Genomic DNA, 13,500 nt, shown 5'->3' with positions numbered 1-13,500 from the left:
GGCGCAACAGAGTCATAGAGGCGACCCGAGCAAAACCGCACCGCCGGAAATGCGACAGCCCCTACGACGTGAATCCTCCGCGCCATGTCCGAGACCGCCGGGGAACATCGCGTTCAATCGCCCTCTCGCAGATCATGCTCAGTGCCGGCTACAGCTTGCCCCCAGGTCTTCGCCATGCGTGAGACGACAAGCGCTGCGGCTTCCTGTGCTGTGTAGTTGGGCGCCGCGCGGAACTCCTCGGCATGGTGCCGCAGCGCGTACCTGCCGTCGCCAAGGGGCTCGATCGCCGCCATGTCGCGGGAGAACGGCCACCCCGTGCACCTGCTGAACCCGAGCGCACGGTGGCTCGTGTAAGGGAAGAGAGCCCGCAGCCTCGGCTCGGCGTTTGCGGCCCGCATCATCTCCAGGTCCACGTACGGATCTTCTTCCAGATAGACGCGCCACTTCTCCGCCACCGCATACTCGGGTCCACGCTCATGGGCCAGAGCCAGGGCACCGACCTCAAGAAACGGCGTCGTAGCCTGCAACTCGACCAGTCCGACGCCGTCATGCCAAGCCGCGGCCGCTGCCGCGACTTGTTCGAGGTCGTCAGTGGAACCGTGGGTCAGCGTCACCCCCCGACCTCCCGCAGAAACGATGAATACCCGCTCGACGGAACCGAGGTTCACGCTGAAGCCGCCCAACTGCGGATTACGGCTCGCGACCCATGCGAAGGTGAGCGACGAACCGTCGCTCGAAGACCGGACATCACCGAGGTCGAGAGCGTGCTTGGCAGCGCACTGAGAGAGCGCGGCTGCGAGGCTGCCCGCGGCAGCTACCTCCGGATACAACTCCGAGTCCGGACGATGTGGTTGCCTCGACGGACCGGTTGCAGTCATCCCCACATCATCGCCCCAGCGCGGACATCGACCAAGCCATGCGCGAACGACTCCGAACGAGCCCGGCTTCTCTCCATCACCAGCAACGCCATACGCGCCCCCGGCTCATCGCTCGCAGGCAGACAGGCAGGCCCAACAAGCCCGTGTCTCCAAGGATCCGTTCGACGCTCTCCGTCAGGGTGCTGTCCGCACTGATGATCGTTTCCCCGCCGCTCGGTTGGAGGTCGGCCGCGCGGTACCAGCCGCGCATCTCCGCCTCGCCGTACTCCCCCTCCTGCGGCTTCGTCGCGTGCCGGCGCAGCGTCTCCTCGAACGGCACATCGAGGTAGTACGAGTGGGTCGCGCCGCGGTGGTCGGACACCAACTCGGCCAGCATCGCGCCGTAGTGCCCGGCGTACAGGATGCCCTCGACCACCACGTGGAAGCCACGGTTCAGTGCGTAGCGCGCCACCGTGCCGATCAGGCTGATGTTCGACGCGCCGGCCGGTCCCGCTCCCGCTCCCGCTCCCGCTGCACCGTACGCCGAAGGTTGTCCTGACCGACGATCGCCAGCCCCCGCCCGAACCCCGCCCGCAGCCCCGCCGCGACCGACGACTTCCCCGAGGCGCCGTTGCCCCGCACCACGACCAGAACCGTGCCCGCGCTCCCCGTCCTCACCCCCGCCACGCTAACGGCTCTCTCCGACAGGACCGGGGGACGCGGCACCCGATGCAAGCTCCCCAGGCAGCTCTGCGGCGTCTCTCCTCACGTTGAGCGGGCCGCCGCTGCTTCTGCCTACGGCGTGAGGCTGTGCCCGGCGAGGACGGAGTAGATGTGCTCACCGTGGGCCCAGCGCTTGAGCTCCTGGCGCCCGATGAGAGTCAGCCGGTGACGGTTGGCGAACTGGGTGGCCGGTTGGCTGAACCCATTCAGGCCGATGATCATCGCGATATCCGCGCCGTGTTCCGGCCGGGCTGTTCCGTTGAACCTCTGCATGTCCTGCGATCCGACCGGCTTGGCGTACTTCTTGCACTGCACGACGAGCTTGCGGTTCTCTTCGTCCCAGGCCAGCACGTCGGCACCAAGGTCTCCTGCACCGCCGACTCGGCGGGTGCGGCTGAACCCGTCGCGGGCCAGGAGATCAGCGCACGCCTGCTCGAAGCCGGTCGGGGTCATGGCTTCGAACTGTGCCATCCGGTACGTCAGCGCAGCCGGTTCCTGAACCTCTCGCCACGGGGCCGCCGCCTCCTCGTACGGGGCGAAGTCGGCGCTGAACAGCCAGCCCACGAAACGCCCTACGAGACCAACAACGATCAGCGCTCCGAAGCCGATCAACGCCGTCCACCACGGGTGATGGACGATCGGTCCACCGACGTCCTGGCCTAACCAGTGGGGAACGTCTTGGGTGATCCACCCCCACAGCATCCTGGCAGCGGTCAGGACGAGGATCGTCACCAGGATGAACTTCAGCATCGGGTCGAGCGAGCCGTCTTCCTCGAACACGGGGTCCCCTCCATGTCACGGCACCGCAAGTGGCACTCCGGACCCTGCGATGCGGCCATTCCTGGAATCGGTGTAGCAGTCACCACTGACACCGACGGGCGGAACGGGCCCGTGAGACCTGCTTCGCAGTCGGGAACCAGCCAGTTCCGCCTGACTCGATGTCCACGAGGATGGATGTCAGATCAACGTGCGGAGGTGGTTACGCCGCTCTCCGCTGCGCAGCTGCGGTAGATGGGGGCTGGCAGCCCGCCCAACGAGCCGAGACCTGTTCGGTCGCCGCAGGATGACGTCGCCCCGGCGACATGACCGAAGTCAGCGGTCGTCGGGGCAGTCGGCATTCACAGCAGTCAGCCAGCTATGTCGGCGTGGGCACAGGTGTTCAACCTGTGCCCACCCGCCTACCAGCTGATGGTCAGGCGGGTGTCGGGCCTGGCGAGGCGGGCACCGGGGGTGAGTTGATTGTCGGGGGTGGCGGCGGGGTACGCGGTGATGACCGGTTGGGCGGGGCGCTCGTCGTTCCAGCGACTCAGGAGGTCAAGGACCTGCGAGTTGAGCTTGTTGCTGTCCGGGCCGTGGGTGATGAGGCCCAGTTCGTCGGTGTCGTCGTCGATGGGTCGGGTCGTGAGGTAGGAGATGGTCGCGCCGTCGTACAAGGTGGCGCCGGCCCAGCGGATGGCGGGGGTGGCCAGGCCGAGGGTGTGGGCGGCGGGGCCGATGGACAGGCGGCCGAAGCTGGGGTCGCTGTCGATGGTGGCGAGCCAGAGGTCGAGGTGGGCGGCGGGTTCGTCGTGGCGGACCTGGATGCCGGTCCACTGCTGGTGGGCGGGGTGTGTCAGGGCTTGGGCGAGGGCGGGCTCGTCGGGGAGGTCGTCGGCGTCGAGTTTGAGGATGACGTCGTCGGCGAGGCGGACGTGGCGTTCGCCCATTTCGGAGGCGCCGCGCATGGGTACGAAGCCGCAGACGGCGGCGTTGGTGCTGCGCATCCGGTGCTCTTCGGTGCGGTCGAAGGCGAGGGAGCGGGTCAGGCCGCTGCCGTGGAGGCGGAGGGGTACGACGATGCGTCCGCCGAGGGCAAGTTGTTGCCACCAGGCAGCCGAGACGTCCCAGGCGCCGGCGGTGACTTCGATCCTGTCGTAGGGGGCGCCGGCCGGGTGGCCGAGGGCGCCGTCGCCGCAGATGACTTCGACCTGGCCGTATCCGGCGGCGGTCAGATTGGTGCGGGCGCCTTCGGCGAGGTCGTCGTCGAGTTCGATGGTGGTGACGTGGCCGGTGGAGCCGACCAGCTCGGTCAGGAGGGCGGCGTTGATGCCGGTGGCCGCGCCGATCTCCAGGACCCGGTGGCCGGGTGCGGCTTGGAGCTGTTCGAGCATGGTGGCCACGATGTTGGGTCCGGAGGCGGAGGAGACGGCCGTACCGTCGGCAGCGCGTTTGGTGACGACGGCCTTGCGGGCGTAGGCCGTGGCCAGGTCCACCCCGGGGAGGAACAGGTGGCGGGGCACGCTGCGGAAGGCGGCCTTCACCTCGGGGGTGCGGAACGTGCCGAGGCGGTCGATGAAAGCGACGAGGGCTTCGCGCAGCCGCTTGGGTTCTGTGGTCGTCTGGTCCGTCATGTCCGTGGTCACCGTCTTCACAGTAAGGGGCTGGGCGTGGTCGTTCCGGCTGCCGTGCGGAGCGTCGTCGTCTGCCGGTTGCCGGTGGAAGATCACTTTGCTGGCGGCGGTGGCCAGCAGGTACTGGTGCTGGGCGGGGATGCCGAGCCGGTTAAAAGCGAAGAGCACGTGGTCCGTGAGGATGGCCCGTAGTCCCCGCGTGAGAGCGCCTCGTTGAGCAAGGTCGGTGAGAGCACGTCCGGCATCTTCGAAGGCTGTCGGCCAGTTGGAGGCCAGCGCCAAGGGGCTGCCCGGACTGTCGCTCGCAGCGGTGACGAGGAGCTGCACCGCGGTCAAGGTCGGTGCTCCCGGCTGCGGGGCTCCGGCGTCTGTCCGATGTTCGGCGACCTGGGCCCAGATGTCGCCCTGCTCGTAGAAGTCCTGCCCTGCCGCTGTCATCATGCGCGTGCCCAGACGCACTGCGAGCTCGCGGCGGTGATCGTCTCCCGTCCCGGTACGGGCGAGGTACTGAAGGATGTGGCGGCTGTCGGCGTGGAAGAGGCGGTGCGCGATGGCCGCCGCTTCGGGTCCGCCGAACCGGTATGCCTCCGGCTCGTAGACGGCCTGATGGGCGCGCTGGATGGCGGCTCGATCGATCAGGGTGGTGGTGAGGTGGTCGAGGAAGGCGGCGGCCGCCTGGTCGTCCTCGTCCTTGGGGAGGACGCGCAGTCGCCAAGTCTCCGCTTTGCGGACGAACCACCAGCCGGAGACAGTTCCGGTGGTCTCGGCGTCAGTCAGGAACGGTCCGAGATGGGTGACGGCCATGTGCTCAGCAGCCTCCCAGTCGCGGCACCGCAGGTTGACCTGACGCCATCTGCTGCCGCCGTCCAGCTCGTACATGGTGGGTCCCATTCCGTTGATGCAGTGGTCAGTTGAGCAGGAGACAGGTGGTCCAGCCGCCGGGTGTGCCAATGGCGGCAGTGGCCACGGTGTGCAGGGTCAGGGCGATACCGGCACTGCCCTCGATCAGGCCGGGCAAGGCTCCTGGTGGTAGGTCGCGGGCGTGGCGGAGGAGCTGTTCGAGCAGGTGCGGGAGGTGGGTAGCGAGGGTGGGTGTGGCTGCGTCGTTGGCGGCGTGCCACGCGGTCGCGACGAGGCCGGCCCAGCCGTGGCACAGGGCCGGGTCGGTGATGCTGGCGAGTTGGTTCTCGTCGGCCAGGCATCGGGCGAGGGCGTCTTCTGTCGCCTGTTGGCGTGTGCGGTCACCGACGGCCAGGGCGGCCAGCTGCTGGGCGCGGGCCAGGCCAGGGGTTCCGTAGCACCAGGAAGGCCGCGCCGGGCCGCCTTGGAGTGACCGTCCGGTGCGTAGTTCGTCGAGGGTGATCCGCTCGGGCCACCACGGTCCGGCCGGCGCCGTGTGCTGCCAGGTGTCGAGCCATCGGCTGATGGTGTCGATCGCGGCCGTGTGGCCGGGAACCTGGACTCCGCGCCGGGCGGAGATGGCCAAGAGGGCGAGGGGGCCGGCGATGCCGTGGGCCATGCCGAGGTTCGCGTGCCCGGCGTCGAAGCGGGGATCGTACGACCCGGAGGGGGTGTCAGCGGTCCACCAACCTGGCGCGCTGGGTCCTGCCTCGTCGCTGGCGGTGACGGGTTCGGTCAACCGCACCAGGTAGGCCAGGACCCGGCGGACGAGGTCACCGTCCGGGTCGCGGGTCAGCAGGTAGGCACCGAGTCCAGTGAGGCCCCGGACCAGGTCGAATTCGTTGGGCGACGGGCGCAGGCCGTGGTCCATGCGGGTATGGGCGGCTTCCAGTCGGGTGTGGACGAGTTGGGTGATGCTCGCGTCGAGGCGGGTCATGGCACCCCGGTAGCTGCCGGGTGCGGCAGTGGCCAGGGCGAAGGCGATTGCGGGCGCGCCGAACCACAGGCCGGCCCCAGGGCCGGCGGAGAGGTCGTCGCGAGTGGCGCGGGCAAGCCATGCGTGCAGGGGCTCTTGCCCGCCGAGGCGGTGCTGGGCGCGTAGTCCGTGCAGGACCGCGACACCTGCGGCGCCTTTGGACAGCGACTGATCGCGCCAGCGCGGACTGGTGGGGCCGTAATCGTCGGCCGGATCTACCGACGGTGGTACGGCGAGGGCAGCCGCCAGTTCGTCGGACGTCGCGGAGGCTGCTTCAAGCAGGGCGCTGTCGAACACGGCGCTCACCGGTCGCTACCCGTGCCGGGCTGGCGGGCAGCCCAGGCGAGCGCGACGGCGCGGGCCAGTTTGCCTGTTGCCGCTTCACCCGCCGGATCGATCCCCAGGGCGCGGACATGGTGCATATGCAGCAGCGAGGTCAGCGCCGAGCTTGGTGTGACCCGGGTGTTCTCCGGGGTGAGGCACGACGCGTAGCGGGCGGCGGCCTCGGACCGGGCCTGCCAGGCTGCGGCGATCTCCGGGCCGCCCGGTATGGTGAGCAGCGTCATGCCGTGGGCCAGGCGCAGGGTCTTCCGGCGGACGTCCCGATCCAACGCGGCTGCTCCGTGAGCGAGTTCCGGGTGGTCGATGAGCCAGCGCATGCCCGGTTCGGTGCCGCCGGTGATGGCGTGGGCGAGGTCGACCAGGCTCGCTGCGGTCAAGGCCGAAGGCTGGATGTCCCGTGCGCCGGCCAGGGCGGCGAGCTGCGTCAGGACGGCATTCGAGTCGGCGGCGAACACCGCGTGCGCGGCCTGCATGGCCGCCCCGGGCCCGTATCGTGCGACCTCCGGGTGGTACGTGCCGAACGTCAGGTCGCCAATGAGGCCGAACCGTCGCAGCTGCGTAGCCCAAGCCCCTACGTAGCCGTGGGCCCGTTCCGGATCGGAGTCGTGCAAGCGCAGCCGCAGGTGCGGTGAGCCCTGACGGGATCGGGTGAACCACCACAGCGGCTGCACCTCCCACCGTTCCAGCAACGCCGGCACGTGCCGGGTCAGGATCGTGTCGAACACCTCCGGGTGCCCGTACACCTTCACGAACACCACGTCCCTGCACTGCTCAGGTGGGCTCAGCGGCAGGGGCGCGGCGCTGGTAAGGACGGTCGGTGTCGAAGCGGGCGGTGCGGTGGCGGCCAGGGGGATGACGATCTCGTGGGCTCGTCCCTGCAACCAGCCGTAATCGGCGGCGGTCGGGGTCTCGCGGACGGTAACGGGCCCGTCGGCAGCGTCGAAGTGGGCGCGCAGTACCGCCAGGTCCATGGGGTCGTCCAGGTCCAGACGCAACTGCCGGTCAGCTGATCCCACCGCGATGTTGGCGGGAAGGTTCCGTTGCCCGCGCACGGCGTCGAGAGCGGCCGTCCACCTACTCATCGGCGACGACGGGGCAGGCAGATCGGCACGGCTCAGACTCCATTGGGCGGGGGCGAGGATGCTGCGGCCGCACCGGATGCGTGGGAGGAACGGCAGGCACTCAGCGGCACCCCAGTCGAAGGACGTGGCCGGCGCATGAGTGCAGCGCGAGATCTCGAACAGCAGCCGGGCCAGAGGCGGCATGGTGTGCCGCGCGCCCGCGTGTGGCACCAGCGACTCCACGACGCGGCGACGGGACAGCGACACCACGTACATCCGATCGCGGTCGGCGGTGACCGCCAGATCCCCCCACGGAATCTGTCCCGGTGCGGGGTCGCGGTGCTCGGCCAACGAGATCACGTGCGACACAACCGGCGGAACGCGCAGCACGTTCTCGGAGCGCACAGTCCACGGCGGGAACGACAACTGCGCGACGAGCCCACCCTGCACGCTCGGCGGCAACTGCGCGTACTCCTCGGTCATCCGACGGCGATCCGATTCGGAGAGGAGGTCGAGGAACCGCCCGGCGTTGGCCGCGGACCGGCCGAACCCGGACACCCCCAGGGTGAAGAAGCCCTCGGTGAGCGCCCGCGTCGAAGTGGCACGGACGTCCACCCACACGTCCCCGTGCGCCGCCAAGCGTGACAGGCCCGAGCTGTCCTCCGTCAGCGCATCCAATGCAGCTTCGTTGAGCCTGATCTCGCGCACGTCGTCCAGCGCGGCCTGCTGGGCGAGGACGAGCAGGCGTTCGTCGCGCCGCGACAACACCTGTGCAGAGGTCACGGGGTGGGTGAAGTGCTGCGGGTACCCGAGACCGACCTCGGGGTCGGTGAGTTCCTTCACCGGCACCAGCGCACCGGGCCCGTACCGGTCGAGGAACCTCCCGCGGTACGCGTTCCACGCGGCGCTCGCCGGGGTCTGCGGGGCAAGACGAACAAGCGCTGCTGCTGTCGACGCGGCCTCGTTCGCCACCTGCACCGGGAGCACTGCCGAGCAATCGAGCCGCAGGTCGAGCGCCAAGGGCTGACCCGCGGCACGCGACAGCTGGCGCATCCGTTGCACGACCGTGCGTCCCCGGCGTTGCGCTCCCGACGAATCTGCATCCTGCAACGACTCATGGATGGACTGAAGTTCACCGAAGAGGTGCCGGGTCTCGGACAAGCGGTCTGCCTCGACCTCACGCAACCGCGCCAGAAGATGCGCCAGACCGTCGGCTTCGGTCGCGGGTGGACGAAGACTGCTGATCAGCACACCCCGCGTGACGAGTTCACTCACGACCACCCCCAGCGAAGCGGAGCCGGGGCCTGGATGCTCCGCCGCCATCTTGTCGATCAGATCGCCGACACGGATCGGGGTGCGCGTGAAGCGGAGGACCGTCTTCACGACGGGCACCAGCCGCACCGACACCTCCTCCTGCGAGCCGGAGGTCTCGGCAGCGGCGTGGGGCTGCCAGCTCACGAGCAGCCGCTCTCCGCGCACCGTTGCAAGGTCGTTCAGCACGACCGGCAACCGTTGCCGCAGCGGTGCGCAGGATTCGAGGCGGGCAACCACGTCGGCCAACCACACCGCGTCGGCCCGGGCACGCACGCGGTCGTGCCCGCTCCCGTGGACGGAAGCACAGGGGCCGAAGCTCACAGCGCTTACGCCCGCGAAGAGACCGAACGGAGTCGCCCGGCCTTGTACGCGCACGAGGTAGCGGGCCAACGCCAGAGCCGTTCGCCGAACTTGCCGGAGATCCGGCTCCCGACGAGCGAGCATCGACTCGATCTGTTCGGCCAGGGCAGGGCTGGCGAACGCGACCGCTCGTGCCACTGACTCACTCGCCCACACCTGTGCGATCCAGGTGCACCACTCCTCCGGCCCGGCCTCATCGCTGGCACCCGGCCAAGGCCATCGTGTGCCTGCCTCAAGGGGGTGAGCAGTTGCTCGCAATACCGCCGCGTCGACGTATTCATACACCGGCATGCGTTCTCCTGCTCTCACTCTCATGCCTCCCGTCGGGCCGAACGTCCAGGTGAAACCGGGTGGTGGGTGCGGCGGGCAAGACACCCACCTCACCCACCGACCCGGGTCCGATCAGCAGTCGCCGTTCTTCTGGGTGTCGCACCCGTCGTCGGTGCTGCTCAGCAGCGCCGCCGCGACGGGGCCGGCGGTGACGATCCGAACGTCCAGGTCGAGGTCCACGCCCTCGACGACCTTCGGCGGCGTGCTCGTGACGATGTCCACAGCAAGTCCTCCTGCTCGTTGGATAATGCTCATTGCGGTGGTGCCTACGGCCGAGACCGTGCGGGCAGAGCATCCGTGGCTCCCTACACCTGCAGTCGGTTCCGGCCGCCCCCGCACGTCGCGGACAACGCCACGTGCGGGAACTTGTGCGCTCCACCCCACCTGAACGGCCAGGGTGGATGTCCACTCCGGACGCCTCCAACCGTCTCCTGTGGGTCGAGAGGCGGTCGGTGGCATTGGCGGCGGCCGGAGCGGAAGCTTTCAGGGGGCGGGCTGACTGGCGAAAGCAAGCCCGAGAACGAGGCCGATCGTCAGGGCGAGGACGGTCAGGACGAGAATTCCGGTCCAGCCGGCGATGAGGGCGATCTTCCACTGGCGGATCACGGGAGGCCGTCCTCGATCTGGTCACCCGCACGCCTCGCGGGGTGGTCCGGATCGGGTGTACGCGACCGGTGGGCGGCCCAGTCCTGGCGGGCGGTGATCAGGTCGGGAAGGACGGTGTTCTCGAAGTAGTCGGCCTGGGTGCGGATGTGGGTGGCGATGCGGGTGAGGTCGGTGGGGGTGAGGCCCTCGAAGTCCCACGCGTCGACGACCATCAGCGAGGCGGTTGGGACCTCTTCGTGCGGCTGCTGGCTGTAGGGGTGGCAGGCGATCTGGGTGACGAACATCGCGCTGGTGGACTCGCGGTAGCGGGTGCCGTTGATGTCGATGTCGAGGGTGGCGGGCGGGAGGACGGGGTCGACGGGGTCGACGGGGTCGACGGGGAGCATGGTGTAGTGGGCGTAGCCGCGCAGGTAGTTCACGGCCTGGTCCAGTGGGATGCCTGTGTCGCTGGGGTTGTCCTCGGACCAGTCGGGCTGGTGGCCGGTCAGGGTGATGCCCTCGACGGTGGTGATCGTCCAGGTGGCTGGCGGGGTCGGTTCCGGCGGCCGCGCGGTGGGGGCGGGGTAGGTGGTGGTGGGTTTGGTGAGCAGGGTCGTGGGGCTCATGGCCGGTGGCTCCTTGGAGCGGTGGCGTTGGCGGGGTTAGTGGGTGGTGGTGCGCAGGCTATGGAGGTGTTCGATGGTCTGGGCGGGGGTGAGGGCGAGGTCGCGCAGTTCGTCGTACTGCCGGCTGAGGTGGTCGATGTCGTCGGGGTCGTCGGTGATCTGGTCGGTGAGGGTGCCGTGCACGTACGCGAGGGTGGCCCCGACGCGGAAGGACAGCAGCTGTAGCGAGCCGCGCAGGTCGTGGGGACCGGCGTGGAGCGGAAGGATCTGGAGGGTGACCGCGGGCTCATGGGCCGCGGCGATCAGGTGGTCGAGTTGACCGTCCCAGGTCGCCTTGTTGCGAGCACCGCGGTGCAGGACCAGCTCGTCGAGGACGGCCCGGTAGCGGACCGGATGAGGCACGGTCTCGGTGAGGCGGGCCTGCCGCTCGCGGAGCACGTTGAGCTGCTCGGCCAGGACCTCCGGTGACTGCGGGTGGGTGGTGGCGAGCTGCTCCTCGGCGTAGGCGGGGGTTTGGAGGAGGGCGGGGACGGCGGTGAGGGCGTATGCGCGGATGCTGGTCGCGGTCGCTTCCAGGGCGATGAGTCCGCCGGCCGCGCATTTGGCTTCGCGCTTGGCCAGGTGCCAGAGCCCGGCGAGCAGGTCCCCGGTGCCGTAGAAGCGGTCCAAGGTCTCGGCGACGCGCATGTTGCCCAGCCGCCCACCGGTCTCCAGGCGGTGGAGGTAGGACTGCTCGTAGTGGCACCGGTCGGCCAACTCGACCAACGACAGGCCGGCCTTCGCGCGCAGGAACGCGAGATGGTGGGCATACAAGGCGCGAGCGCTCACCTGCCCGGAGGCGATCGCAGCCCGGAAGGTCGCGAGCCGATCAGCACTGGTCGTCACGGAGTCCACGACAGCCGCGGTGTCGGTGGTCACGGGCGCGCCCCCGCACTGTGGTGGGCGGCCCACTCGGCGCGAATGTCGTTGAGCTGGGGAATAACGACACCGTCAAGCCGATCGGCCACCGCGCGCAGACCCGCGACCAGATCCGCCACCCCCGTCGGGTCGAGGTCGGTCATCCAGTACTCGCCGGCGACCCGCACCGTGACAACCGGAGCAGCCAGTTCGGGAGCCGGGGCGTAGGGCGTGCAGGTGATGCTGGAGGACATGACCTCCAACCCCTCGGGCTCGTTCGACGTGTTGCCGGGCGAGTACGCCCGCAGAACCTGCCCCGGGAACTCCCTGTAGTGGCAGACGTCCGCCAGCCGCGCGGCCAACTCCTCCGGCGGCACGTCGGATTCGCTCGGGTCCTCGGCGGCCCAGGCCGGCAGGTAGCCGGAGACCTGCTCACCGGTGGTCGTAGCGATCAGCCACTTCAGCGCCGAGCTGGTCGTCGCGTCGGGCTCGGTGGCGGGTAAGGCGGCGGGCGAAGGGACTGCGGGATTCATCGTCCGGGGTTCCTGTTCGTGGTGGGGCGGTGGAATCGGGTGGCGGCGTCGACCACACGTCCGTCGGGCGGCTGGTCCTGCTCAGTGAGGAGCGGACCGAAGAGCGCGAGGAGAGCGGAGAGGGCCGGCCGCGTGCGCGGGTCGGCCAGGTCCCAGCTGTGGGCACCGGGATGCCCTGCGAACTCGCTGCACCCCTCGTCACCGTCCTCCGTGGTGACGGGGCAGTCGGGAAGCAGGAAGGCGAGGCAAGGCTCGACGCCGTCGCGCCAGACGGTGCCGGCGTCCGGGCCGCGCAGGTTGAGCACCACGCTGTGGTGGACCTGACCGCGGTGGGACGGGAACGTGCAGACCAGCAGCGTCGCCGCGTCCTCCGCCGCGTACACCAGCCCGTCCCACGCGGGTGGAGCGGCGTTGGCCACGCCCAGTGCCGCGGTGACAAGACCGGGCGGCACGACGGAGCGTCGGCCGCAGGTGAAGCCGCGCGGGTGACGGCTGGGCATCCGGATCGGCTCCTTCGTCGGATCGCTGGGTACGGAGGTTGGGTGGGACCCGCTCCGGCCACGGGCAGGTGCCGCGAGTCCGTCACGCCCGCGGGGAGTTGGGGGCGCGGATGCCTGCTTGACTCGGCGTGGCCGAAGCGGGGAAGGGCCCGCTCCAGCGGGCAGTCCGCTGCCGCCCGCACAGGGACGGGAGTGCGTACGGCGACGTGGGTGACGCCCTTCGGGCGTGGCGCTGGAGCGGAGCAAGGGGGTACCTATCGCGTGTGCGTTTCGTGCGTAGCGGCGGATCGAACCCATGAGCGGCGTCGCAGGTTCTCCAGAGCCGCGCGGTACCTGCGGTTCAGCCCGAGCCGATGCACCGCGCGAACGCGCCCACGGAAGTCGGCACCCCACTTCCTGTGCCGCTCGGCGCCGGCCCGCCCAGGGACGTGACCGGTCGTGGGAGGCCCGGCTTCGAGACGCAGAGCGGCCCAGACGACCTTCCCCGGACCATCCACGCGGGGGTAGAAGCCCCAGACTCCGTCGGACAGCCCGGCAACCAACCTCAGCCCGCGCCCTGTCTCGGCGTCTTCGGATGAGAGGCATACGACCGGGACCTGGTCACTGCCGTCATGAACCGCGAGGTACAGAACGTCGGGCGCAATCCGCAGATCGAGGAGGAGCGAAGGCTCGTCGGCTGCCCTCACCCCCGGGCCGAGACGTGCACCAGCGTGCCGCACCGCGTTCGTCGCCAACTCCGAGACGACGGTCAAGGCGTCGTCCACCGTGCCCTCGGCCAATGCCCACTCGGCGAACTTCCGCGAAGCGTCGGCCCGTACACCGCGAATCGCCGACGGCTCGCAGCGGAAACGCACGCGGTACCGCTCGGTGGACGGTGGCCGGATCTGCACGTGCAGCTTCGACCGGAAGCCGGGGTGGCGGAACTGAGCGGGCATGACGTGCTCCTTCGGAACGCGTGACCGTGGCACCGCGACGCCCCCGTGACGCAGGAGCGCGGCGCTGAGTCGATGGTTGCCGAGCGACGATCACGCAATCAGGCCACGGTGATTACCCAACGTGGGTAATGTCGTGAGGCAGTCGGGAGAGGGGGTGGCAGCCGTGCCCGG

The 13,500-nt window shown here is 69.6% G+C and carries 12 protein-coding genes and 1 pseudogene; all 13 read right to left on the bottom strand.

From position 1 onward, the window contains the following. Positions 1–113: 113 nt before the first annotated feature. The 13 genes and pseudogenes from ACIPAE_RS14255 to ACIPAE_RS14195 all read right to left on the bottom strand — a co-directional run bounded on the left by ACIPAE_RS14255 (position 114) and on the right by ACIPAE_RS14195 (position 13,329). A complete protein-coding gene (locus tag ACIPAE_RS14255; protein WP_402445235.1) occupies positions 114–878 on the bottom strand; it encodes a DUF6193 family natural product biosynthesis protein in 765 nt (254 codons plus the stop codon). A 76-nt stretch (positions 879–954) separates the two neighbouring features. Continuing rightward, positions 955–1,544 (bottom strand): annotated as a pseudogene (locus ACIPAE_RS14250) (AAA family ATPase). A gap of 108 nt (positions 1,545–1,652) precedes the next feature. Continuing rightward, entirely contained in the window at positions 1,653–2,360 is a 708-nt protein-coding gene (locus ACIPAE_RS14245; protein WP_402445233.1) for a restriction endonuclease, read from the bottom strand. A gap of 398 nt (positions 2,361–2,758) precedes the next feature. Next, complete coding sequence (gene fxlM, locus ACIPAE_RS14240) at positions 2,759–4,861, bottom strand: methyltransferase, FxLD system (RefSeq protein WP_402445231.1); 2,103 nt, start codon at positions 4,859–4,861, stop codon at positions 2,759–2,761. Positions 4,862–4,877: 16 nt separating this feature from the next. Continuing rightward, positions 4,878–6,152, bottom strand: coding sequence for a lanthionine synthetase C family protein (locus ACIPAE_RS14235; protein WP_402445229.1), 1,275 nt, complete (start codon positions 6,150–6,152; stop codon positions 4,878–4,880). Next, positions 6,149–9,214, bottom strand: a complete 3,066-nt coding sequence (locus ACIPAE_RS14230) for a lantibiotic dehydratase (RefSeq protein ID WP_402445227.1) — start codon at positions 9,212–9,214, stop codon at positions 6,149–6,151. The genes ACIPAE_RS14235 and ACIPAE_RS14230 overlap by 4 nt, the downstream gene beginning before the upstream one ends. 111 nt (positions 9,215–9,325) lie before the next feature. Then, entirely contained in the window at positions 9,326–9,475 is a 150-nt protein-coding gene (locus ACIPAE_RS14225) for an FxLD family lanthipeptide (protein WP_402445225.1), read from the bottom strand. 261 nt (positions 9,476–9,736) lie between these two features. Beyond that, positions 9,737–9,859, bottom strand: coding sequence for a hypothetical protein (locus ACIPAE_RS14220; protein ID WP_402445222.1), 123 nt, complete (start codon positions 9,857–9,859; stop codon positions 9,737–9,739). Continuing rightward, on the bottom strand, positions 9,856–10,464 hold the full coding sequence (locus ACIPAE_RS14215; RefSeq protein WP_402445221.1) for a hypothetical protein: 609 nt from the start codon (positions 10,462–10,464) through the stop codon (positions 9,856–9,858). Before ACIPAE_RS14215 ends, ACIPAE_RS14220 begins: the two co-directional genes overlap by 4 nt. Before the next feature lie 36 nt (positions 10,465–10,500). Then, on the bottom strand, positions 10,501–11,382 hold the full coding sequence (locus ACIPAE_RS14210) for a helix-turn-helix transcriptional regulator (protein WP_402445219.1): 882 nt from the start codon (positions 11,380–11,382) through the stop codon (positions 10,501–10,503). Further along, entirely contained in the window at positions 11,379–11,894 is a 516-nt protein-coding gene (locus ACIPAE_RS14205) for a DUF6907 domain-containing protein (RefSeq protein WP_402445217.1), read from the bottom strand. Before ACIPAE_RS14205 ends, ACIPAE_RS14210 begins: the two co-directional genes overlap by 4 nt. Beyond that, positions 11,891–12,394 (bottom strand): hypothetical protein, encoded by a 504-nt coding sequence (locus ACIPAE_RS14200; RefSeq protein WP_402445215.1) that lies wholly within the window; start codon positions 12,392–12,394, stop codon positions 11,891–11,893. The genes ACIPAE_RS14205 and ACIPAE_RS14200 overlap by 4 nt, the downstream gene beginning before the upstream one ends. Before the next feature lie 254 nt (positions 12,395–12,648). Next, positions 12,649–13,329: an ATP-binding protein gene (locus ACIPAE_RS14195; RefSeq protein ID WP_402445213.1), complete on the bottom strand. Its 681-nt coding sequence runs from the start codon at positions 13,327–13,329 to the stop codon at positions 12,649–12,651. Between the last annotated feature and the right edge of the window lie 171 nt (positions 13,330–13,500).

It is taken from the genome of Streptomyces sp. NPDC087270 (assembly GCF_044744625.1).
In the GTDB taxonomy this organism is placed as follows: Bacteria; Actinomycetota; Actinomycetes; order Streptomycetales; family Streptomycetaceae; genus Actinacidiphila.
The sequence above is the reverse complement of the archived record's forward strand: the minus strand, read 5'-3'. Positions and strand labels throughout refer to the sequence as shown.

What these genes read in the sequence shown, in the direction of transcription:
- ACIPAE_RS14200 (WP_402445215.1), bottom strand. Translation starts at nt 12,394, where the DNA reads ATGCCCAGCCGTCACCCGCGCGGCTTCACCTGCGGCCGACGCTCCGTC.
- ACIPAE_RS14205 (WP_402445217.1), bottom strand. Translation starts at nt 11,894, where the DNA reads ATGAATCCCGCAGTCCCTTCGCCCGCCGCCTTACCCGCCACCGAGCCC.
- ACIPAE_RS14215 (WP_402445221.1), bottom strand. Translation starts at nt 10,464, where the DNA reads ATGAGCCCCACGACCCTGCTCACCAAACCCACCACCACCTACCCCGCC.
- ACIPAE_RS14195 (WP_402445213.1), bottom strand. Translation starts at nt 13,329, where the DNA reads ATGCCCGCTCAGTTCCGCCACCCCGGCTTCCGGTCGAAGCTGCACGTG.
- ACIPAE_RS14255 (WP_402445235.1), bottom strand. Translation starts at nt 878, where the DNA reads ATGACTGCAACCGGTCCGTCGAGGCAACCACATCGTCCGGACTCGGAG.
- fxlM (WP_402445231.1), bottom strand. Translation starts at nt 4,861, where the DNA reads ATGGGACCCACCATGTACGAGCTGGACGGCGGCAGCAGATGGCGTCAG.
- ACIPAE_RS14230 (WP_402445227.1), bottom strand. Translation starts at nt 9,214, where the DNA reads ATGCCGGTGTATGAATACGTCGACGCGGCGGTATTGCGAGCAACTGCT.